Genomic DNA, 22,533 nt, shown 5'->3' on the forward strand with positions numbered 1-22,533 from the left:
CCGCTTAACTGGCCGGCCAGATGCCGTCGAGCGCGCCCGCAATCAGCGTGCCTACACCGCTGTCGGTGAACACTTCCAGCAGCACCGCGTGCTCGACCCGGCCGTCCAGGATATGGGCCGCGCCCACGCCACCGGCCACCGCGTCCAGCGCGCAGTTGATCTTCGGCAGCATGCCGCCGTGGATGGTGCCATCGGCTATCAGCGCCTGTGCAGTGGCCGCATCCATGCGCGGGATCAGCTTGCCGCTGCCGTCCAGCACGCCGGCGGTGTTGGTCAGCAGCATCAGCTTCTCGGCCTTGAGCGCCGCCGCCAGCTTGCCGGCCACGGTGTCGGCGTTGATGTTGTAGGTGGCGCCGTCGGCGCCCACGCCGATGGGCGCGACCACCGGGATGAAATCGCGACCGCTGAGCAGGTCCAGCAGCGCGGTGTCGATGACCTCGACCTCACCGACGTGGCCCAGATCGATGATCTCGTCCGGCAGGGATGCGTCATCGCCGGCATGACGCAAGCTTAGCTTGCGCGCCCGGATGGCCGCCGCGTCCTTGCCGGTAATGCCCACGGCCCGGCCGCCGTGGCTGTTGATCAGGTTCACGATGTCCTTGTTCACCAGGCCGCCCAGCACCATCTCCACCACGTCCATGGTGGCGGCGTCGGTCACGCGCTGGCCGTCCACGAAGCGGCTCTGGATGCCCAGGCGTCCGAGCAGCTCGCCGATCTGCGGCCCGCCGCCATGCACCACCACCGGGTTCATGCCGACCAGTTTCATGAGCACGATGTCGCGCGCGAAGCTGTGCTTCAGCTGCGCATCGACCATGGCGTTGCCGCCGTACTTGACGACGATGGTCTGGCCGCGAAAGCGGCGGATGTAGGGCAGTGCCTCGACCAGCACCACGGCGACGCGGTGGGCGGCATCGATCGACAGCGACATGCGGACTCTCCGGGCGGGACTGTCGCGAATTCTAGGCCCGGCAGCCATCGCTTATCATGCCGGCCATCGCCGCCCGGACCCTGCCATGCCCGCCGACCTGCTCCTGAAAACGCCCCTGCACGCCGCGCACCTGGCTGCCGGTGCCCGCATGGCGCCGTTTGCCGGCTGGGACATGCCGCTGCATTACGGCTCGCAGCTGGACGAACACCACGCGGTGCGTGCCGGCGCCGGCGTGTTCGACGTGTCGCACATGGCGCAGGCGGACCTGAGTGGCCCGCAGGCCGACCACTACCTGCGCCGGGTGCTGTGCGGCGATGTCGCGCGCATCGGCACCGGCAAGGCGCTGTACACCTGCCTGCTGAACGAACAGGCCGGCATCATCGATGACCTGCTGGTCTACCGCCTGGGCGCCGATCGGTTCCGGCTGGTGCTCAATGCCGCCCGCCGCGAAGCCGATCTGGCCTGGCTGCGCGCACGACAGGCCGACTTCGACGTGGTGCTCACCCCGCGCGACGACCTGGCCATGCTGGCGGTGCAGGGACCGCAGGCGCGCACGCTGACCGATCCGCTGCTGCCGGCTGGCGTGCGTGCGGGCGTGGCGGGCCTGGCCCGCTTTGCTGCCGCCGAGGAGGGTGACTGGCTGGTCGGACGCACCGGCTACACCGGCGAGGATGGCTACGAAATCATGCTGCCGGCGGCCGCCGCCCCCGCGCTGTGGCAGGCGCTACTGCAAGGCGGCGTGCGCCCGGCGGGGCTTGGCGCGCGCGACACGCTGCGGCTGGAAGCCGGCCTGTCCCTGTACGGCCACGACATGGACGACACCGTCACGCCGCTGGAATGCGGCCTGGGCTGGACCGTGCACTGGGAGCCGGCGCAGCGGGATTTCATCGGCCGCGCCGCGCTGGCCGCCCAGCGCGCCGCCGGACCCGCCCGGCAGCGGGCCGGCGTGGTGCTGGCCTGCCGCGGCGTGCTGCGCGATGGCGCGCCCGTGCTGCAGGACGGGCGGCAGATCGGCCACCTGACATCGGGCGGTTTCGGGCCGACTATCGGCCGCGGCATTGGCCTGGCGCGGGTCGAAGCCGGCGCCGACGGCGCCTGTACCATACGCATTCGCGATCGCGAGCTGCCGGCACGATTCGTGAATCCGCCGTTCGTGCGCGAAGGCGCGCTGCGCGTGGATCTGCCGCCGCTGGCCAACGCCTGATCGCCGCCGTCTTTATCCCGCCGCTTACTACCGAACGGAGACTCGCCTTGAGCCAGGTGCCGGACACGCTGCGCTATACCCAGACCCACGAATGGCTGCGTCAGGAAGCCGACGGCAGCATCACCGTGGGTATCACCGACCATGCCCAGGCGCAGTTGGGTGACCTGGTCTACGTGGAACTGCCGGCGGTCGGCAAGGCGCTCACGGCCGGCGATGCCTGTGCGGTGGTGGAGTCGGTCAAGGCCGCCGCGGACGTGTACGCGCCGCTGACCGGCACCGTGCTGGCCTTCAACGATGCACTCGCCAGCGCGCCGGAACTCGTGAACCAGGATCCCTACGGCGAAGGCTGGCTGCTGCGCGTGTCCGGCGACCTGCCGCCGGACACGCTGGACGCCGCCGCCTATCGCGCCCTGACCGAGTCCGCCTGATGCCCTTCATTCCGCACACGGCGGACGAAGTCACCGCCATGCTGCGCGCCGTCGGCGTGCCCGACATCGGCGCGCTGTTCGACGAGATTGCGCCCGGCCTGCGCATTGCGGACCTGCCCGGCGTGCCGGACGGTCTGCCGGAGTGGGAAGTCGGCGCACTGCTCACAGAGCGCACGGCAGGCGATCGCAATCCGACCTGTTTCCTGGGCGCCGGCGCCTATCAGCACCACATCCCGGCCGCCGTGTGGCAATTGGTCAGTCGCGGCGAGTTCTATTCGGCCTACACGCCGTATCAGGCCGAGGCCAGCCAGGGCACGCTGCAGGTGCTGTACGAGTTCCAGAGCATGATCGCCGGGCTGTGTGCGCTGGAGGTCGCCAATGCCTCGCTGTACGACGGCGCCTCGGCGCTGGCCGAGGCGGTGCTGATGGCGGTGCGTGCCAATGGCCAGGCCGGCCGGCGCGTGCTGCTGCCACGCGCGCTGCATCCGGCCTATCGGGCGGCCGTGCGCGGCATCGTCGCCCGCCAGGGCATCGAGCTGGTCGAGCCGGGTTTTGATGCGCAAACCGGTCGCAGCGTGCTGGATGGCATCGACTGGACCGGCGTGGCGGCCCTGGCCGTGCCGCAGCCGAATTTCTTTGGCGTGCTGGAAGACGTCGACGCGCTGACGGACGCCGCCCACGCGGCCGGCGCGCTGGTCATCGGCGTGGTCAACCCGCTGGCGCTGGCGATCCTGAAACCGCCCGGCCAGTGGGGCGCGCGCGGCGCGGACATTGCTTGCGGCGAAGGCCAGCCGCTGGGCATTCCGCTGGCCGGTGGCGGGCCGTATCTGGGGTTCATGGCCTGTCGCGAGGGGCTGGTGCGCCAATTGCCGGGCCGCATTGCCGGCCGCACGGTGGATATGGACGGCAAGGATGGTTTCACCCTGACGCTGCAGGCGCGCGAGCAGCACATCCGCCGCGCCAAGGCGACGTCCAACATCTGCACCAACCAGGGTCTGCTGGCGACCGCGGCGACGCTGTACATGAGCCTGATGGGGCCGGCCGGGCTGACCACCGTGGCGCGCCAGAGCCACGCCAACCTGCGCCTGCTGTGCGAGCGCCTGTGCGCGCTGCCGGGCGTGACACCCGCGTTCAGCGGGCCGACCTTCAACGAGACTGTCTTGCGCCTGCCGGGCGATCTGCCGCGCATGCTGGATGGTCTGCTGGAGCGCGACATTCTGGGCGGCCTGCCGCTGGCGGAACACTACCCGGAACTGGCCGACGGCTTGCTGGTGTGCGCCACGGAGCTGACGCCCCCGGCGGCCTGCGAGCGCTACGCCGCGGCGCTGGCCGAATTGCTCTGAGCCGTTGTGCAGACGACCCACTGGCGGGGCGTTGGCGTCGCCTTTCTGGCCGGTGTCGCGGCGGCCACGGCGCTGGCCAAGGCCAGTCCGGCCGCGCTCGACCTGCGCAGTGCGCTGCATCTGACGCTGGCCCAGATCGGCTGGGTGATGTCGGTCGGCACTATCGCCACGTTCGCGCTCGGCGTCGCCTCCGGGCAACTGAGTCACTGGCGCGGCTCGCGCCGGCTGCTGCGCGACGGGCTGCTGGTGCTGGTGGTGGCCGGCTCACTCAGTGCGCTGGCACCGGCCACGGCTTGGCTGCTGGCCGGGCGCGGTCTGGAGGGTGTGGGCGTGGTGCTGATCACGGTTGCCGCGCCGACGCTGATCGCCAGCCTCACCCGGCGCCAGGACATCGGTCTTGCGATGGGCGTGTGGGCGCTGTGGATGCCGGTCGGCAGCATGCTGATGCTGGCGCTGGCGCCGCTGCTGCTGGGTGCCTTCGGCTGGCGCGGGCTGTGGGCGGTGAGCGCATTGGCGGCGTTGGCCGTGCTGGCGATGCTGCCGGGCTTGCCACGGGATATTGGCTTGCCCTCCGGCGGCCGGCTTGACCTGTCGGTGCTGCGCAGCAGCGGGCCGTGGTGGCTGGCGCTGGCGTTTTTCTGTTTCAGCAGTCAGTTCTTCAGCGTGTTCACGTTTCTGCCCACACACCTGATGCACACGCTCGGCCTGGACACCGCGGCTGCGACGCTGGCCAGCGCGCTGGTGCCGGCGGCGATCATTCCCGGCAACCTGCTCGGCGGCGTTCTGGTGCATCGCGGCTGGCAACCGTCGACGCTGCTGGTACTGCCGGCACTGCCGCTACTGGTCGTCTTGCCGGCGATGATGCTGTTTGCGCACTCGCTGGGCTGGACGTATCTGCTGCTGGTGTCCTATGGCTTCCTGCTGGGCATCATCCCGACCGGCATCTTCACGCAGGCGCCGCTGCTGGCGCCGCGGCCGCCCGCCACCGGGCCCATCCTGGGCCTCGCGCTGTCCGGGCAGGGCCTGGGAATTCTCGTCGGGCCGCCGTTGGTCGGAACCTTGCTCGAGAAAACCGGCAGCTGGTTCTGGCCGGTACTGTTGCTGGGTACAGCCCTGCTGGGACTGGTGATCTGCGCGCTGATGTTGCGCCACGCCGGTGCGCAGCAGAAGCCCGCGCATTGACCGGCCGCCCAACGGCGCCTAACCTTGCCGCCGTCCGCTCTTTAAATTGCGGATGCCGCCCACGGAGCTCGTATGTCCGCGTTCAAATTTGTCATCTCGGCGACCCTGGCCCTCGCGCTGACGCAGCCTTTCACCGCATTTGGTGCCAGCCTCGAAACCGACATGTACGGTCCGGGCGCCAACGACGATCCGACCGCTGCCCGCATGATGGGTGATGCCCTGATTGCGCGGCCGTTGTATGCGGCCGCCACGGCCACCGGCGTGGCCATATTCGTGGCCACGCTGCCGTTCACGGCACTCGGTGGCAACGTGGACGAGTCGGCCAGTCAGTTGGTGGTGGGTCCGGCGCGTGGCCTGTTCACCCGTTGCCTCGGCTGCGTCAAGACGCGACAGGAAATGCCTGTCGAACGCCCGCTGGAATAGTCGATTGGCATAGGCGATCGGCGCCCGGCAGCGCTCCCGCAGCGCTGCCGACTGCATTGTGAACGGCCGCCTGCCGGCCGTTCTGTCCGCTAGGCCTTTGCGTTCCCGCAGCCGGGAATCCGCCTTCCCGATACATCCGCTATTCAAATCACATTCGATCAGGAGGAGCTTGCACATGGCACTCGAATACACCCGCAGCAACGCCAAGGACTGGGCCAAGGAAAAGATCAAGGGCTTTTACATGTGTCCGGTCACGCCCGTGGGTGAGGACCGGCACGTGGACGAGAAGGGTCTGCGCGAGAACATCGACGCCTTCATCGGCATGGGCATCGAGGGCCTGGTGGTCGGCGGCTTCTTCGCCGAAGGCTGGAACATGACCCCCACGCAGTGGTTGCGCTTCCATCAGGTGGTGGCGGATGCCGGGCGCGGGCGCATCCCGCTGTGGACCATCATCCTGGACCCGTGCGTGCACACCGCCATCGAGAAGATGAACGCGGTCAAGGACATGGGCTTCGAGGGCGCCGAGGTCATCAACCCGGTGGTGCAGCTGCGCACCGATGATGAAATCTTCGACTGGTTCAAGTACCTGACCGACCACACCGACCTGGCCGTGTGCCTGTACCGGACGGGCGTTGGCGGGCGCGTGCTGGGCTTTGACCTGATGCAGCGACTGGCCGCCATCGACACGATGGTCGCGGTCAAGCAGGGCGCCGGCAGCCGCATCGACACCTTGCGCATGCGCCGCGAGCTGCCGGGCAATTTCCTGGTCTGCGATCCGTCGGAGGCCGTTTTCCTGGACGATCTGCGCGCCGGCGGGCAGTGCGTGTGGGGTGAGCTGTCCTACATCCTGTACGGCAAGAAGCGCCACCTGGTGAATGAATACCGGGCGCTGGCGGCGCAGGGCAAGTGGGAAGAAGCGCGCGAAAAATCCATGCAGCTGAACGGCGTGCGTCTGCTGCTGGAAGAAACCCTGCTGTGGAAGATCATCGAGACCAACACCTACGCCGGTACCGTGTCCAGCGTGAAGACCTGGTTCGAGGCCATCGGCCTGAAGGGCGGGCGCATGATCCCGCCGCTGCGTGACCTGCCGGCGGCGCAGGCCGACGTGCTGCGCGGCAAGCTGCAGGATCTGGGCGTGTGCTGATGCGCGCCGGTTGAGCGCCCGCTGCCGGCGGGGGCGGCTTTCAAAACGGCGGTCCCGTAGGTGCTTCTGTGCGTGTGGGAGGCCCGCCCCCGGGCCGAATGGGTTGGTTGAAGAAGATTCGCGGCGAGGGCGCCGCTCCCACGTGCAGTGCGGTCGTCGCGTCGTTTCAAACCGTGGCGGCGCCGTAGTACAGCGTCACCGTATGTTTAGCTTGGGCAAAGAACAGCCAGCGTTCGACCAGTGCGCCGATCGCGGTACTGGCCAGGGCGAGCGCCAGCAGCCACACCGACACCGCGCCTGACAGAAAGCTTGCCGGCAGCACGAGTAGCAGCGGCAGGCCAAAACCACCGATCAGCACCAGGCGACGCAAGCGGTCGGCGTGTTTGCGCGCCACCCGAAAGCCCATCTCCTTTTGCAGGTAGTTTTCTTGCGTGTTCGGGCGTTCGAGCAGGCGCGCCTGGCCGAGCTTGCCCAGGCCGGTCGCAGCGGCCGCCGTGGCGATCGGTGCGGCGGTGTCGATATGCTGCCAGTAGGCCAGTTTGACCAGTGCCGCCAGACCCAGCCCGAGCACGGCAATGGCGTTGGCCGGCCCGCGCCCGACGCCGAATACGCCGGCCAGCAGCGCCAGCCAGACCGCGCCGGTGGCCAGGGCCATCGCCAGATACCCCGGCATCACCCAGTGGTTACGCCACTGTGGAATCGGCTTGAGGCTGGCGTAGATCATGGCGGTGCAACACACCGTCATCACGGCGAGCAACGCAGTCAGCCAGCCGGCCAGCGCGAAAGCGCCATCGGTGCGGCCGGCCAGCACCCAGCCGCCGGCAAACAGCAGCGCCGGCGGATAACCCGCGATTGCCAGCACCCCTTCGCGCGACAGCCAGGACGTGCGCCACTGGCTAAGTGCCCGCCAGGCCCGCTCCGGATGGCCAAGGTGAAAGGTGGAGGCGAGCAGGCCGGTTGTGATCAGGGCCAGCGCCGTGCCAAGGCCGGCCAGCCCCAGGCCGGGGTCGGGCGGCAGCATGCCCAGACTGCCCAGCACGGCGAGCAGGGCCAGCAGGCCGTAGCCCATGCCGGAGCTGACGGTGAACAGGATGACCGAGGCGGCGGGATGCATGGCGTGCGGATTTCTTATCGGGACAGCAAACGATCCACCCAGCCGAGCAGTCGCTGGCCGATGTCGGCCCCACCGGGGGCGTCGTCCAGGGGCGCGGTGTCGGCGGCGGCGCGCCGCTCGCGCGGCGGCAGGTATTTGTTCACCGGCCGGTACCCCAGGTCCGGCAGCAGGTCGACCCCACCGCGATCGGCTACCAGCCGCGACACGTCCGAATCGGCATCGCCCAGATCGCCAAAATGGCGGGCCGAGGTTGGGCAGACCATGACGCAGGCCGGCTGGCGCTCGGCCGGCGGCAGGTTCGTGTTGTAGATGCGGTCCACGCACAGGGTGCATTTTTTCATGGTGCCGCTGTGGGAGTCGTACTCGCGCGCGCCGTAGGGGCAGGCCCAGGAGCACAGCTTGCAGCCGATGCACTTGTCCTCGTCGATCAGCACGATGCCGTCCTGGGCCCGCTTGTACGAGGCGCCGGTCGGGCACACGGTGACGCAATCCGGCTGCTCGCAGTGCAGGCAGGAGCGGGGGAAGTGCACGGTGCGCGTGGTGGCCGGCCCGGCGCCGCAGCCGGATTTGGGCCGGGTCTCGAAGGCGTGGACGCGGTTGAACCACACGCCAAATGGCTCCTTGCCGTAAGGATCCTCGTCGGTCAGCGGCGCCATGTGGCCGCCGTCGTTCCATTCCTTGCAGGCCACCGCGCAGGCATGGCAGCCGACGCAGGTGTCCAGATCGATCACCAGGCCAAGCTTGCGGCCGGTGGTGGTTCTCGAAACTGTTGTCATGTGACGGATCGGTTCGGTGTAAAGGAAAGCGCAGGGCCGGATTGCTCGGCGCGGCGGCTGGGCATGGCGTCGACGTTGATGCCTGTCAAGCCGCGCCGTGTCTGGCAGCAGCGGCCGTTTGCTAGACTGGCAGCCGTACGCAGTTGTCGTCCGCAGGAGCAGGAGAAATGAGCGAAATGACGCACGAGGAAATGGTTGCCCGCGCCCGGCACATCGGCGAGCAGGCGGACCTTGAGATCGCCGAAGCCGAACTCAAGGGCGGCTTCTCCCTGAAACTGCGCGAAGTGGTGCACACGGCGCAGATCCACAAGCTGCTGCGTCCCAAGCGCTATGGCGGTTTCGGCATGGGCGCGCGCACCTTCTCGGAGGTGGTGCGCGTTGTGGCGCAGCGCAATGCGTCCGCAGCCTGGCTGGTCTATTTCACCGCGCTGCACGAACAGTGGGTGGCCTACCTGGACCCCAAGGGCCGGCAGGAAATCTACGACAGCGACGGCTTCACGGCCGACATCTTCTTTCCCATCGGCAAAGTGGATTACGTCGAAGGCGGCGTGAAGCTGTCCGGCCAGTGGAACTGGGGCAGCGGCGTGAAGTGGGACGACTGGATCGGCCTGGGTGCCTTCGTCGAGGTGCCCGGCATGGCCGGCGGGCCGCAGCCGTGCCTGGTCACGGCCAACACGCGCGAGATCGAGATCGTCGGCGAATGGAACCCGTTTGGCCTGCGTGGCACCGGCAGCCACACGGTGCGCGCCGACCAGGTGTTCGTGCCCTGGCACCGCGTGCTGCCGTTGGCGCACATCAAGGCCACTGGCCGGCCAATCGGCGGCGACTGGGACGACACCACGCCGATTTACCGCATCCCGTTCATGCCGATGTTCTGCGTGGGCTTCGGTGCCCTCGCGGTGGGCGTCACCCAGCGGGTGGTCGCTGAGGTCAAGCAGCGCGTGCGCGACCGCCAGCGGGTGCTGTACGGGGTCAAGGAGTGGGAGTCGCCGATCGCCCAGCGCAACGTGGCCGAGATGCTGGTCAAGGCCGACACCATCGAGGCGCTGCAGGAACGCTACGTGCAGCAGCTCGAGGCTTGGGATGCCGCCAACACGCCGGTGGTGTCTGAAGCCGAACGCAATCGACCCAACGCCTGGCGTTCGCTGATGTGCAAGGAGGCCTCCGCGCTGGCCTTCCGCGGCATCGAGATGCTGGGCGGCGCCGCCACCACGCGCGGCGACGTGCTGGAGATTGCCGCCCGCGACCTGCTGATGCTGTCGATCCACGTCGGTCAGCTCTACGACGACAACATGCTGGCCTATGGCCGGGCCGAGTACGGCCTGGGCGGCCATCCGCTGCTGTAAGGTCATGCGCGTTCGCCGCCGGTCGGTCAGGATGCCGACCGGCGGCGAAACATCCCGCCACGGGACAGGCGCTGGGGCGCCGCGTCCAGGCCGGGCGGGCGCGGCAGCGCTGCGAACTGCGGGGCACTGACTGCCTCCTGATCCGCTGCCGCCACCGGTTCGACGCGCACGCGAAGGTCGTACCAGGCGGCCTGCCCGGTCACCGGATCGCTGTTGCTGTGTCCGCCGCCGGGTAGCAGATCGGCGATCAGGTGGTTCAGCAGAAAGCCTTTTTTTGCCTCCGCCGCGCCGGGGTCCAGATTCCAGGCGCCGGCCCGCTTGCCGACCGCATTCCAGGTCCACACCGTGTCCGGGTTCACGCCGGCCATCAGGCGCACCTGGCACTTGATGCGCCCGTGATGGCTGGTCACCCACACCCAGCCGTCGTCGGCCACACCCAGTCGCGCCGCGGCTTGTGGGTGCAGGTACAGGCGGTTGCTGCCCAGAATCTGCCGCTGCCAGGCGTTTTGCGAATCCCAGGCGTGGTACATGATCATCGGCCGCTGGGTGATGGCGTGCAGCGGGAAGTCGGCGCCGTTCAGCGCGGCCTGTTCGAGCGGCGCGTACCAGATCGGTAGCGGGTCGAAGTAGGTTTCGACGCGCGTGCGCTGCTCGGGCGGCGGCGTCACCGGCCCGTGACCGCGGGCGGCGAGGCGGAATTTCTGCAGCACTTCGCTGTAAATCTGCAGGATGATCGGCTCGGCGCTGTCGATGAAGCCCATGCGCGCCGCGTAGTCCAGATAATCCCGGTTGGCGTGCTTGAAGTAGCGCGCCTGCGCCGGCAGTTCCTCCTGCCAGAAGCAGCCGTTGTCGATGTAGCGCTGCAACTGGTCCGGGTTGACGGCGCCGCTGCCGTGCTGGTTGCCGTCTGCGCCGCGCCAGCCGGCCAGCGTGCCAACGCCGGGCTTGCGCTCGTGATTGACGATGTAGTCCGCGTAGCCGCCCGGATAACGCGGGCTGCCGTCGTCCGTGACCATGCCCGGCAGCCCCAGCCGGGCGCCCAGGTCCAGCAGCACGCTCTGGAAGCAGCGCACGTCGCGGTCGGGCTGGATGATCGGCTGACGGATGGCGTCGGCGGGTCCGTCGGCGCTGGAAATCGGCCGGTCGAGCAGGGAAATGGCATCCCAGCGTTCCAGATAGGTGGTGTCGGGCAGCACCAGGTCGCTGTAGGCGACCATCTCGGAGGCGAACGCGTCCGAGTAGACGATGAACGGGATGCGGTACTCGCCGCTGGTCGGGTCCCTGTCGGTCAGCATGTCCAGGGTGCCGGCGCTGTTCATGCTGGAATTCCAGGCCATGTTCGACATGAACAGGAACAGCGTGTCGATCGGATACGGATCACCCTTCCACGCGTTGTGGATCACCGTGTGCATGGCGCCATGGGCGGCCAGCGGCGCTTCCCAGGAGTAAGCCTTGTCGATGCGCATGGGCAGGCCATCGGCGTCCAGCAGCAGGTCTTCCGGGCCGGTCACGAAGCCGAGCGGTAGGCCCGGCATGGGCGCGCCAGGACGCACCTGCGCCGGTTTGCCGGTCGGCTTTTGGGGGGGCGGCGCCGGCCGCGGGAAGGGCAGCTTGTAGCGAAAGCTGCCCGGCGTGTCGATGGCGCCCAGCAGCATTTGCAGCATGTGCAGAGCCCGGCAGGTGTGAAAGCCGTTGCTGTGCGCCGCGATGCCGCGCATGGCGTGGAACGACACCGGGCGGCCGATCATCTGCTCGTGCCGACGTCCGGCCCAGTCGGTCCATGGCTGCTCGATGACCACCGGCTGCTCGAAGGCCGCCTGCGCGATTTCGGCCGCCAGCCCGCGGATGGTGGCGGCGGACAGGCCCACCTGATCGGCCACCGCCTCGGGCGCATAGGCCGGCTCCAGATAACGACGGGCCAGCAGCTCGAAGGCCGGCACGGCACCGCGCCCGTCCGCCAGCGTGCGCCGGCCGGCCAGCACCGGCTGCGTGTCCGCCTCCAGCGCGCTGACCAGGGCACCCCGCGCGCCGTCGTACAACAGCCGGTTGCCGTCGCCGTCGCGGGCAAACAGTCCGTCGTCAGCGGCGCCCGGATCGTCGATCACCAGCCACGGCGCGTTCGTGTAGCGGGCCAGATAGTCGAAATCGACCTTTTCGCTGCGCAGCAGCTCGTGCACCAGCGCCAGGATCAGCAGCCCGTCGGTGCCCGGACGGATGGCCAGCCATTCGTCGGCGATGGCCGAGTAGCCGGTCTGCACCGGGTTCACCGATACGAACTTGGCGCCGCGCGCCTTGAGCTTGGCCAGGCCGATCTTCAGCGGGTTGCTGTCGTGGTCCTCGGCCACGCCGAACATCACCAGATAGCGGGTGTGTTCCCAGTCGATCTCGCCGAATTCCCAGAAACTGCCACCGATGCTGTACAGCCCGCCAGCGGCCATGTTCACCGAACAGAACCCGCCGTGGGCGGCGTAGTTGGGGGTGCCGAACTGCTGCGCCCACCAGCCGGTCAGCGCCTGGCTCTGATCGCGGCCGGTGAAGAAGGCCAGCTTGCGCGGGTCGGTGTTGCGGATTCCGGTCAGGCGTTCGGCCAGCAGGCCTAGCGCCTCGTCCCATTCGATTTCGCGGAATTCACCCGCGCCGCGCTCACCGGTGCGCAGCAGCGGCTTGCGCAGCCGGGCCGGTGATTCCTGCTTCATGATGCCGGCGCTGCCCTTGCCGCAGATCACGCCGCCGTTGACCGGATGCTGCGGATTGCCGTCGATGTAGCGGATGCGGCCATCCAGCAGGTGCACGCGCACGCCGCAGCGGCAGGCGCACATGTAGCAGGTGGTGGTCTTGATCTGGTCGGCGACGACGGGGGAGGTGTCGATCGCGGGGTCTGAAGCAGGCATGGGGGCGGTCCGGCTGGCCGGCGAGCCGGCAATGGACCGGCAAAAACTAACCATATAGCCGTTTAATCTAACCCAATCGGGGCCACCGTCGCGCCGCGCCGGCAGTGCCAGCCACCGTTGCAAAGCCGGTCGTCGACGTCTTGAGCGGTAACAAGTCACAGTTTTCCGCGGCGACATGGCGAATCATGGAGCCTCGTCGTTGACCGCCTGGTCAGTTCGCGCCCCACCGCCTCGATGGGCTGCGAGTAGCCTGCAGTCCCTGCCAGTTCCCACTATCGGTACCCCGCCATGGGCAGCGCCATCGCCATTCTGGCCGCCGAACACGCCGCCATCCAGCGGGCTGTGGGCGTGCTCGGCCGGTTGTGCGAACAGGCTGCCGCCGGCGGTGCCGACGAACACGCCGACAGCGCCGGGCAGGTGCTGGAGTTCCTGCGCGAGTTCGCGGAACGCTGCCACAACGCCAAGGAAGAGGAGCTGCTGTTCCCGGCCATGGTCCACCGCGGAATTCCGTCCAACGGCGGGCTGTTGTCGGCACAACTGGCCGGACGCCGGCAGGGCCGCCAGCTGATGGATGCCATGACCCTGGCTCAGGCCGCATGGGCGACCGGCAAGGCTGGCGCGGGTGGCCGCTTCAGTGCCGCCGCCACGGCCTATCATGCGCTGCTCGAGCAGCATGTCGCCGCGGAACAGGACGTGGTGTTCGCTGTTGCCGACCAGGTGCTGGATGACGTGGCGCAGGACGCGCTGACTCACGCTTTCGGCCGGTTCGAACTGCACGTGTTGGGCACCGGCCGGCGCTCGGCGCTGTACCGGCAACTGGACAGGCTGCTGCTGCGCTATCCGTCGGCGGCAATCGCTACCGGATATGCCAGCGGAGCCTGATCGGCCCGCGCCCTATCCGGGTCATCTCCCGAGCGGTACGGCGGCCCAGGCCGGGCGTGTGGCGCAGCGGGCGTACCAGTCGGCCAAGGCGTCGAACCCGCCCAGCGCGAATCCGGCTACCTGCAGATACTCCGCACTGGTGAAGATGGCGATGTCGGCCAGCGTCGGATGTTGCCCGCACACGAACGGTGCCGCCTTCAGCTCCAGGTCGAGCTCCGGCAGGATCAGCCCCAGCAGGCGTTCGGCCTCGGCGCAGGCGGCTGAGTCCGGTGCATCCGGCCGGAAGCGTCGCTGGCGCATCAGCTGCGCGGCCAGGCGGCCCAGGCGCAGGGCCTGCCAGTCCAGCCACTGATCGACCTTGGCGCGCAAATCAATCTGCTTCGGGTACCAGACGCCGGCCGTGTCGTGGCGCGCCGCCAGATAGCGCAGGATGGCGTGCGCCTCGCCCAGGATGAAGCCGCCCTCGTCGATCATCGGCACCTTGCAGGCCGGGTTCAGTGCCTCGGGCAGGTAATCGTCGGCCTCGGCCTGCTTGACCTCGATGAAGCGATGCTCGACGCCAAGCTCCGCGCACAGGATGCGCACCTCGCGCGTGGGCGCCGACCAGGGGTGGCCGTACAGGTCGAGCGTCACGGGCACGGGTTCGGCTCCGCGCCGTGCACGGCCTCGATGGCCTCGGTCACCGCCTCGGGCAGTTCAAGCTCGATGCTGGCCAGGTTGGTCCGCAGCTGCTCCGGCGTGGTCGCGCCGACGATGGCACTGGTCAGAAACGGCTGACGCAGCAGAAAGGCCAGCGCCATCTGCGCCGGGTCCAGGCCATGCGCCTCGGCAATCTGCGCGTACTGCTCCACCGCCGCCGCGCCGCGCGGCGTGCTGTAGCGCTGGAAGCGATCGAAGCGTGTCAGCCGACCCTGCGCCGGCCGGGCGCCGTGGCGGTATTTGCCGCTCAGCGCGCCCATGGCCAGCGGCGAGTAGGCCAGCAGGCCGACCTGCTCGCGCAGCGCGATCTCGGCGTGGCCGATCTCGAACACGCGGTTGAGCAGGCTGTACGGGTTCTGGATCGACACCACGCGCGGCAGCCCGCGCTGCTCGGCAAGCGCCAGGTAGCGCATCAGGCCCCACGGCGTCTCGTTGCTGACGCCGACCTGGCGCACCTTGCCGGCGCGCACCAGATCGCCGAGCGACGCCAGCGTCTCCTCGATCGGCACCTCGTCCGCCAGCGGCTGGTGCTGATAGCCCAGCCGGCCGAAGAAGTTGGTGCTGCGGTCCGGCCAGTGCACCTGGTAAAGATCGATGTAGTCGGTCTGCAGGCGCCGCAGGCTGGCCTCGACGGCCGCCTCGATGTTGCGCCGGTCCGGGTGGATGGCGAACGGCCGGGCGTAGGCCAGTTCGGTCGATCGACCGGCCACCTTGGTGGCGACGATCAGCTTGTCCCGACCGCCCCGCGCCTTGAGCCACGAGCCGATATAGGCCTCCGTGCGGCCCTGGGTTTCCCGCCGCGGCGGCACCGGATACATCTCGGCCGCATCGATGAAGTTCACGCCTTGCGCGGTGGCGTAGTCGATCTGCGCGTGGGCTTCGGCCTCGGTGTTCTGCTCGCCGAAGGTCATGGTGCCCAGGCACAGGCGACTGACCTGCAAGCCGGTACGACCGAGCGGTGAATACTGCATGGCGAAGTTCCATTGGGGGCGAAAAGGCCGATGGTATAGTCCGGCGCCCCCGTGGCCGGCAAGCCCGGCCGGCCCGCAACATGCCCTGGAGTCGCCTCGATGGAGCTCGAAACCCTCGCCATCCACGCCGGCTACAAGCCCGACCCGACCACCAAGTCAGTCGCGGTGCCGATCTACCAGACCGTTGCCTACGCCTTCGACAGTGCCCAGCACGGCGCCGACCTGTTCGACCTGAAAGTCGCGGGCAACATCTACACCCGCATCATGAACCCGACCAACGACGTGCTCGAACAGCGCGTGGCGGCGCTCGAGGGCGGCATCGCGGCGCTGGCGCTGGCCTCCGGGTCGGCGGCCATCACCTACACGGTGATGAACCTGGCGCGGGCCGGCGACAACATCATTTCCACCAAGAAGCTCTACGGCGGCACCTACAACCTGTTCGCCCACACGCTGCCGCAGTTCGGCATCCAGACGCGCTTCGTCGATCACGACGACCTGAACGCGCTGCGCGCCGCCATCGACGACAAGACCAAAATGGTCTTCTGCGAGACCATCGGCAACCCGGGCGGCCACGTGCCGGATCTGGCCGGCATGTCGGCCATCGCCCACGCCGCCGGCGTGCCGCTGGTGGTGGACAGCACGGTCGCCACGCCGGCCCTGTGCCGGCCGATCGAGCACGGCGCCGACGTGGTCATCCACTCCCTGACCAAGTACATGGGCGGCCACGGCACCAGCATGGGCGGCGTCATCGTCGATTCGGGCAAGTTCCCGTGGGCCGAGCACGCGGGCCGCTTCCCGCAGTTCAGCACGCCGGACCCGTCCTATCACGGCACGGTGATGACCGACGCCTTCGGGCCGGCGGCCTTCATCGCCCGCGCGCGGGTGGTGCCGCTGCGCAACATGGGCGCGGCGATGGCGCCGATGAACGCGTTCCTGATCATGCAGGGCATCGAGACGCTGTCGCTGCGCATGGAGCGGCATTGCGAGAACACGCAGAAAGTGGCCGAATACCTGAAGGATCACCCGCAGGTGAGCTGGGTTTCCTACGCCGGGTTGCCGGAGCATCCCGACCACGCACAGGCGAACAAATATCTCGGCGGGCGCGCGTCCGGCATCCTGTCGTTTGGCGTCAAGGGCGGCTTCGATGCCGGTGTGAAGTTCCTGGACGCGCTGCAGCTGGTCACGCGCCTGGTCAACATCGGCGACGCCAAGTCGCTGGCCACGCACCCGGCCTCCACCACCCACCGCCAGCTGAACCCCGACGAACTGGCCGCCGCCGGCGTGGCGCCGGACATGGTGCGCCTGTCGATCGGCATCGAGAACGTGGCCGACATCCTGGCCGACATCGAGCAGGCGCTGGCGGCAAGCGCCGCCTGAGGCTGGGCGCCGAAGGCCCGGAGCAACGGCGTACCATCCCCGCCCAGGCGCGTTTCCCGACGGAGCTCTCATGGCCATCGACGTACACACCCACATCGTTCCGGCCGAGTTTCCGGCCTATGCCGGGCGTGCCGGCGCGCAGCGTTGGCCGCAGATGCACGCCTGCGATCACCCCGGCCACAAGACCGTGGTGATCGGCGACAAGCCGTTTCGGACCGTCAGCGACCACAGCTGGGACGTCGCTCGCCGGCTGGACGAAATGCTGGCCGAGGACGTGCAGATGCAGGTGCTCTCGCCCATGCCGGAGCTGCTGTCGTACTGGTTCGATGCCGACGATGCTCTGACCATGGCGCGGCATGTGAACGGGACCATTGCAGCGATGGTGGCGACCGACCCGGCGCACTTCGCCGGTCTTGGCATGGTGCCGCTGCAGGACCCGGAACTGGCCGCCAAACAGATGCAAACCCTGCGCCGCGACTACGGTCTGGTTGGCGTGGAGGTTGGCAGCAACATCAACGGCAAGCCGATCGGCCATCCGGACCACGCGCCTTTCTTTGCCGCCGCGGTCGAGAACGACCTGGCCGTGTTCGTGCACGCCCTGCACCCGGCCGGTGCGGATCGGGTGATCGGCCCGCCGCTGCTGCAGGCGCTGATCGCCTTCCCGAACGAGAACGCGTTTGCCGTCGCGTCCATGATCACCGGCGGCCTGCTGGAGCAGTTTCCGGGTCTGCGCATCGGCTTCAGCCACGGTGGCGGCAGCTTCGGCCTGGTGCTGCCGCGCCTGCAGTCCGGCTGGGAGACCACCCGCGGCGAGAATGCCTTCCTGCCGCGAGCGCCCCTGGAATACGCCCGGCGCATGTACTACGACACGCTGGTCTACGACGATCTGGCGCTGCGCTACCTGATCGATCTGTACGGCGCCGAGCGGCTGATGGTTGGCTCGGATTATCCGTTCCTGATCCGCGAGAAGGCGCCTGGCCGGCGCGTGGTCGGCCTGGAGCTGCCGGCTACCGAGCGCGACGCCATCTTGCGCGGCAATGCCAGGCGGTACCTGAAGCTGTAGGAAAGCGCCGGATGCTTCAATGATTCCCTGGCCGGGCGAGCACCGTCGGCGCAGTCCGGCGCGCCTGAACGGGGACAAAAAAGCCCCGGCGGACCGGGGCTTTTTTCGGCACTGCGTACCTGAGCGGTCAGCGTCGGCCGGCGGCGATCTCGGCCAGGATGCCCGGCACGTAGTCGGCGGGTTTTTCCTTCGGGTCGTTGAACTTCCAGCTGTCCAGGACGAAGGTCACGACCGTGACGTGGCTGTCCTTGAAGTTGATCAGGTAGTCGGTCTGGATCGGGCCGAATACCTTTTTGCCCTCGGGCGTGTCCTGCTCCCGCCACAGGCGCGGCAGGAACTGCACCTTCCACAGGTTGCCCGCCTTGTCGTAGTTGTCGGCCATGTGAAAGATCGGGTACTCGACGTCGCAGTACCAGGTCTTGCGCGAGTAGTAGTGCTCGGCAGGCGGCGCCACTTCGATCACGTAAACCTCGCGCGGCACCCACTGCAATTTGGGCATGCCGTAGGGTTTTTGTTCGGTTTCGACGTAGGGGTATTCCTCGGCCTTGGACTTGGCGTTCTGAACCCAGCCGGGGCTTTTCGGATCGCCCACCGGCATCAGCTGCCAGCGTTTCTCCACCAGTTTCTGGTCCTTGTACCAGCCCGGATACCCGGACAGGATCCACGGCTCGTCGGACAGCAAATCGGTACCGCCGATCGGGTCGAACCAGGCACCGCCGGACAGGCGGCGAATGCGGCGCACCGATTTCACGTAGGCGAAGATGTCGTCCAGGCGGCCGTCCATGTAACGGTAAGTCACCGTGCCCAGGCCGCGGATGTCCTCCGGGTAGTGGGCGTACAGAATCTGCCGGTAGTGCTCCTTGCCGCCGTCGAGCGTGGGCTGCTCGGTCCCGTAACGACCCGACATGTACAGCCGGCGGTAGAGCCAGCTGTTCTTGCGCTCGAAGCCGCGTTCCATGCTGAACAGCGCGAAGCCCAGACCCGAGGACGATGTATAGCCGATCGGACCCGCCAGGTAGTTGTTCCAGACCACCTTTTTGGCTGCATCGGGGTCTGCGACATCGATGTCCGGGAAGGGGATGCCCGCCGTATAGCCGCTGATGCGGTTATTGGCGCCGTCGAGCTGGGTCTGGCCGCGGTACTTGTCGGTGGTTTCCTTCAGGTCCGCCGGCAGCCCCGGCGCCTGCCACTGCGGCTGCAGGTTCATCGACAGGCCCTTCTCGCGGACCATCCATTTCTGGGTATCGCTGAGCAGGCTGTCCAGGCTGCGCCCGCCCAGGGTTTCATTCTTGAGGCTCTCGTAATTGCCGGCATTCAGCACGGTGTCCGGCGCAATCTCGCCGGCAAACGCCGGGACTACCGCCGCGATCAGCACCGCGGCACGAAGGGTCTGTTTGAACATTGGATTGTTTCCTCGCGAATACGGTGCTCAGAACTGATACGTGGCCCGCATCAGGAGCTGGTTGTTGTTGGCGAAGTAGCCGAACAGGTGGGTGTCGGTCGAAGCTGTCCACGGGTCGCCGTCGCTGAACTTGCTGTCGCCGTCGTGGAAGAAGAAATCGGCCTCGAAGCGGATGCGCCAGTGCTCGCCATACACCAGATCGACGCTCGGAATGAAAAAGCCGCCGTTGTTGGACGGATCCCAGCCGGCCGCCAGGGTCGGGTTGATGGTGTCGTAGCGGTAGTTCATCGCCAGGATGGCGGTGGCGACGGTGGAATGCTCCTTCTTGACCGCGGCGTGGCCCGGGCCATCGACGACTGCCCGCGGATCGCCCACGGAACGCTTGTCATAGCCCAGCAGCCAGGTGTCGAACAACTGAACCGAAAACAGCGACGGCCGGGCCGTGCCCAGCCAGCCCTCGGTCTTGAGCTGCTTGTCCATGCGCACCATGGCGCGGACGGTGTCGTGGTCGGTCACGCCGCCCAGGCTCGGCAGGGGCTGGCAAGTCAGCGGGTTGGCCGGATCGAAGCAGTTGCCGGGCGAGCCGAGCAGGTTGTAAGGCTTGTCCTTGGTATAGGCGATCTCGGTGCTGAACACCGCGTCCACCGGCTCCACGTAGCCGCTGGCGGTGAAGCCGTAGGTGCTGAGCTTCGGGAAGTACAGGCTGCCCCACAGGCCCTTGAGGTCGCCCAGGCCGGCGGTCGGGTTCCAGCGGGAGTCGATGACCGGATCGGTGCCGAACCAGCGCAGGTAGTTCAGCGTGTACTGCACCGGCCCGGCCAGGCCCGACCAGCGCAGGCCCCAGGTGGTGTCTTCCACGTCGCCGTCGCTGTGCCGGTAGTTGTAGCGCAGGAACGCCGGGATATCGGTGCCGCGGTCCTTCTGTGGTGCCCAGCGGCCACCGAAGGTGTCGTACAGGGAGCCGATGTCGTGGTCGCGGCCCCAGCCGCCCGGACGCAGCAGCACCTGCAGGGTGCCGTCGAGTTCCGGCATCTTGATCTGGCCGTTGATCATGGCCAGGGGGCGCCGGGTGTCCTCGTTTTCGGGTTCCAGGAAGGCGCGCCAGCGGAAGTCGTAGCCGTGCACGATGTCCATGGCCTGGAAGAAGTCCGACTCGCCCCACACCACCTGCTGGCGGCCAAGCGTGAAGCCGAGCCGCTCGCCGACGTCGAAGGCGACGTAGAACTCGCGCAGCTCGTCCTCGTTGTACTGGTCGTTGAAGTCGGTTTTCCGCGGCACGAAGAACGGCGCGCCGCCGAAGCGGGCGTTGTGCTGGTCCTCCAGGTCTTCCGAATAGCGGGTCAGCGGCTCGCGTGCGATGCGGCCGATGGCCTTGAAAAACAGCGGCCCGACCTGCGTGTCGGCGTTCAGCTGCACCACGCTGCGCAGCATCGACACATCGAACTGGTCGTCGCCGCGCAGGTCCTTGTTGTCGCTCAGATTGGTCGACACGTACTGGCGCAGGTAGCCGCCCACGTTGATCTGCGTGTCGCCGACGTCGAACTGCACCGCCTGAGCACCGCCAGCAAGCAACGTTGCCGACGCACCAGCCAAGCCGTGAATCCATGGCTTCCATTGAGTCATCGTTTACCCTCCCCAGGGTGATGGAAGTGACCGATCGATCGGTTTATTTCACACTAGATGAACGCGGGTCAACCTGACTCCAAGTCAAGGTTGCCTGCGGTGCGATGTCTACGGCCGCTTGGACATGAACAGGTTCACATCGGTCGGATTGATCAGGTCGGCCACCGTCCAGCCATCCAGGTCGTACTCGCCCATGCAGCGCTCGGCGAAGGCCATGAGTTCCTTGTCCAGGCCGCGCGCCTGGCCGATCCACAAATTCTCCAGGCGGATGTTCTCGTGGTTGCCGGCGTAGTTGCGCTCGTACAGTTCGTGCCGGCCGGCGAATTCGGTGCCGACGGCGTCCCACAGCAGGCGCATGGTCTTAACCCGGTCCTCGGCGTCGTGGCCATAGGAGCCGCGCAGGTACTTGTCGATATAACCGCGCAGCTCGGGCACCTTGAAGTCCACGGCGTGCGAGTTCAGGTAAATCAGCCCACTGGCGACGGCATTCTCGACCAGCTCCTTCAGGCGCGGGTAGGCCATGGTGGCGATCACCCGGTAGGCGAGGGCGCCTTGCACATTGGGCTGAATGGCGCCGTTGGGGCCGGCTTCCGGCATGCCGCACATGGCGTCCGACAGCGACCAGAACAGATGCCGCCAGGCCAGCGCCTCGCCGATCGCCACCTGCACGCCGCGGTAATCGCGGCTGCCGGTCAGCTCCACCGCCTTCATCAGCAGGCCGGTGATGAAGTCGAACTTCACCGCCAGGCGCGTGCAGCCGTGAAAGGCAAAGCGGTTGGCCCAGCCCGACGCCGGCAGGAACTGCGCCGCCTTTTCGCAGTCGCCGTAGATGAACAGGTCCTCCCACGGGATCAGCACCTTGTCCAGCACCAGGATGGCGTCGTTCTCGTCCAGACGACTGGACAGCGGGTAGTCGAAGGGACTGCCCATCACCTCCGCCTGGTAGGCATAGGACGGGCGGCAGATCAGCTTCACGCCCGGCGCGTCCATCTTGACCATGCCGGAGATGGCGTAGCGCGGGTCGTTGGTCGGCGTTGGCCCGTACTGGCCCAGAAAGTTGTAGTGCGTCAGCGCCGAGCCGGTCGCCACCACCTTGGCGCCGGACACGATGATGCCGGCATCGGTTTCCTGCTCGCAGTGCACGTAGACGTCGGCCACTTCCTCCGGCGGGCGCTGGCGGTCGATCGGCGGGTTGACGATGGCGTGGTTCAGGAATGGGCAGCGCTCCTGATTTTTCACATACCAGCGGCGGGCGTTGTCCTGGTAGGGCGCGTAGTAGTCCGGGTTGAAGCCCAGCGTGACCATGAAGCTCGCCTTGTAATCCGGCGAGCGGCCCATCCAGCCGTAGGTCAGGCGTGCCCAGGCGACGATGGCATCGCGCGCGGCGATCAGCTCCTCGCGCGTGCGGGATACCTTGAAGAACGGATGCGTGATGCCGCCGTTGCCGGTGTCGGTGGGCACCGCGATGCCCTGCGCCGGGTCGTGCAGGGCGTCGTACAGGCGGGCCAGCATGCGCGCCGGGTTGCGGAAGGCCGGGTGCGCGGTGACATCCTTGACGCGCTCGCCGTAGATCCAGATCTCGCGCCCGTCGCGCAGGCTGTCCAGGTACTCGGCGCCGGTATAGGGGCGCACCTGATTGGTCATGATCGGCTCCTCCTGTCGTTATGGTCGTTTCTTCAAAGTAACGCGGGTGCCACCCGGAATTCGCCGCCGCGAACCGCGCCGGGGCACGCCGGC

At 67.9% G+C, this 22,533-nt stretch carries 19 protein-coding genes; 10 read left to right on the top strand and 9 right to left on the bottom strand.

All coding sequences use genetic code 11. The features are described from left to right. Positions 1-4: 4 nt before the first annotated feature. Positions 5-928 (bottom strand): acetylglutamate kinase, encoded by a 924-nt coding sequence (gene argB / locus PG2T_RS12115; protein ID WP_068805857.1) that lies wholly within the window; start codon positions 926-928, stop codon positions 5-7. 85 nt (positions 929-1,013) lie between these two features. On the opposite strand from argB, the gene gcvT reads away from it, so the two are divergent. The 6 genes from gcvT to PG2T_RS12145 all read left to right on the top strand — a co-directional run bounded on the left by gcvT (position 1,014) and on the right by PG2T_RS12145 (position 6,652). Beyond that, a complete protein-coding gene (gene gcvT / locus PG2T_RS12120) occupies positions 1,014-2,132 on the top strand; it encodes a glycine cleavage system aminomethyltransferase GcvT (RefSeq protein WP_075968179.1) in 1,119 nt (372 codons plus the stop codon). A 47-nt stretch (positions 2,133-2,179) separates the two neighbouring features. Then, positions 2,180-2,560, top strand: a complete 381-nt coding sequence (gcvH, locus tag PG2T_RS12125; RefSeq protein WP_068805860.1) for a glycine cleavage system protein GcvH — start codon at positions 2,180-2,182, stop codon at positions 2,558-2,560. After that, a complete protein-coding gene (gcvPA, locus tag PG2T_RS12130; protein ID WP_068805863.1) occupies positions 2,560-3,903 on the top strand; it encodes an aminomethyl-transferring glycine dehydrogenase subunit GcvPA in 1,344 nt (447 codons plus the stop codon). The genes gcvH and gcvPA overlap by 1 nt, the downstream gene beginning before the upstream one ends. A 6-nt stretch (positions 3,904-3,909) precedes the next feature. Next, complete coding sequence (locus tag PG2T_RS12135; protein WP_068805866.1) at positions 3,910-5,085, top strand: MFS transporter; 1,176 nt, start codon at positions 3,910-3,912, stop codon at positions 5,083-5,085. 72 nt (positions 5,086-5,157) lie between these two features. Continuing rightward, positions 5,158-5,508 (top strand): hypothetical protein, encoded by a 351-nt coding sequence (locus PG2T_RS12140; protein ID WP_068805869.1) that lies wholly within the window; start codon positions 5,158-5,160, stop codon positions 5,506-5,508. 175 nt (positions 5,509-5,683) lie between these two features. Further along, positions 5,684-6,652 carry a dihydrodipicolinate synthase family protein gene (locus tag PG2T_RS12145; RefSeq protein WP_068805872.1) on the top strand — a complete coding sequence of 323 codons (969 nt, stop codon included), beginning with the start codon at positions 5,684-5,686 and terminating at the stop codon, positions 6,650-6,652. Between the two features lie 166 nt (positions 6,653-6,818). Here the strand turns inward: PG2T_RS12145 and PG2T_RS12150 are convergent, their stop codons facing one another. Next, a complete protein-coding gene (locus PG2T_RS12150) occupies positions 6,819-7,766 on the bottom strand; it encodes a dimethyl sulfoxide reductase anchor subunit family protein (protein WP_068805874.1) in 948 nt (315 codons plus the stop codon). Positions 7,767-7,780: 14 nt separating this feature from the next. Beyond that, on the bottom strand, positions 7,781-8,542 hold the full coding sequence (locus tag PG2T_RS12155) for a 4Fe-4S dicluster domain-containing protein (protein WP_068805877.1): 762 nt from the start codon (positions 8,540-8,542) through the stop codon (positions 7,781-7,783). A gap of 167 nt (positions 8,543-8,709) precedes the next feature. On the opposite strand from PG2T_RS12155, the gene PG2T_RS12160 reads away from it, so the two are divergent. Further along, entirely contained in the window at positions 8,710-9,888 is a 1,179-nt protein-coding gene (locus PG2T_RS12160) for an acyl-CoA dehydrogenase family protein (protein WP_068805880.1), read from the top strand. 26 nt (positions 9,889-9,914) lie between these two features. On the opposite strand, the gene PG2T_RS12165 is transcribed toward PG2T_RS12160, so the two are convergent. Further along, positions 9,915-12,779, bottom strand: a complete 2,865-nt coding sequence (locus PG2T_RS12165; RefSeq protein WP_068805883.1) for a molybdopterin oxidoreductase family protein — start codon at positions 12,777-12,779, stop codon at positions 9,915-9,917. A gap of 288 nt (positions 12,780-13,067) precedes the next feature. Here PG2T_RS12165 and PG2T_RS12170 point away from each other — a divergent pair, with 288 nt between their 5' ends. Continuing rightward, on the top strand, positions 13,068-13,661 hold the full coding sequence (locus tag PG2T_RS12170; protein WP_068805886.1) for a hemerythrin domain-containing protein: 594 nt from the start codon (positions 13,068-13,070) through the stop codon (positions 13,659-13,661). A 21-nt stretch (positions 13,662-13,682) separates the two neighbouring features. Here the strand turns inward: PG2T_RS12170 and PG2T_RS12175 are convergent, their stop codons facing one another. Next, positions 13,683-14,300 carry a glutathione S-transferase family protein gene (locus PG2T_RS12175; protein ID WP_068805889.1) on the bottom strand — a complete coding sequence of 206 codons (618 nt, stop codon included), beginning with the start codon at positions 14,298-14,300 and terminating at the stop codon, positions 13,683-13,685. After that, positions 14,291-15,331, bottom strand: coding sequence for an NADP(H)-dependent aldo-keto reductase (locus PG2T_RS12180; protein WP_068805892.1), 1,041 nt, complete (start codon positions 15,329-15,331; stop codon positions 14,291-14,293). The genes PG2T_RS12175 and PG2T_RS12180 overlap by 10 nt, the downstream gene beginning before the upstream one ends. 99 nt (positions 15,332-15,430) lie before the next feature. Here PG2T_RS12180 and PG2T_RS12185 point away from each other — a divergent pair, with 99 nt between their 5' ends. Beyond that, the gene (locus tag PG2T_RS12185) at positions 15,431-16,708 is read left to right on the top strand and encodes an O-acetylhomoserine aminocarboxypropyltransferase/cysteine synthase family protein (RefSeq protein ID WP_068805895.1); all 1,278 of its coding nucleotides are present in this window, start codon (positions 15,431-15,433) and stop codon (positions 16,706-16,708) included. A 70-nt stretch (positions 16,709-16,778) separates the two neighbouring features. Continuing rightward, complete coding sequence (locus tag PG2T_RS12190; protein ID WP_068805898.1) at positions 16,779-17,771, top strand: amidohydrolase family protein; 993 nt, start codon at positions 16,779-16,781, stop codon at positions 17,769-17,771. A 127-nt stretch (positions 17,772-17,898) separates the two neighbouring features. Here PG2T_RS12190 and PG2T_RS12195 read toward each other — a convergent pair whose 3' ends face one another. The 3 genes from PG2T_RS12195 to PG2T_RS12205 form a co-directional block, all read right to left on the bottom strand. Next, positions 17,899-19,173 (bottom strand): DUF1329 domain-containing protein, encoded by a 1,275-nt coding sequence (locus PG2T_RS12195; protein WP_068805901.1) that lies wholly within the window; start codon positions 19,171-19,173, stop codon positions 17,899-17,901. Positions 19,174-19,200: 27 nt separating this feature from the next. Continuing rightward, positions 19,201-20,721, bottom strand: a complete 1,521-nt coding sequence (locus tag PG2T_RS12200; protein WP_083214910.1) for a DUF1302 family protein — start codon at positions 20,719-20,721, stop codon at positions 19,201-19,203. Between the two features lie 183 nt (positions 20,722-20,904). Further along, positions 20,905-22,440: a 4-hydroxyphenylacetate 3-hydroxylase N-terminal domain-containing protein gene (locus tag PG2T_RS12205; RefSeq protein ID WP_068805904.1), complete on the bottom strand. Its 1,536-nt coding sequence runs from the start codon at positions 22,438-22,440 to the stop codon at positions 20,905-20,907. Positions 22,441-22,533 lie beyond the last annotated feature (93 nt).

The organism is Immundisolibacter cernigliae (assembly GCF_001697225.1).
In the GTDB taxonomy this organism is placed as follows: Bacteria; Pseudomonadota; Gammaproteobacteria; order Immundisolibacterales; family Immundisolibacteraceae; genus Immundisolibacter; species Immundisolibacter cernigliae.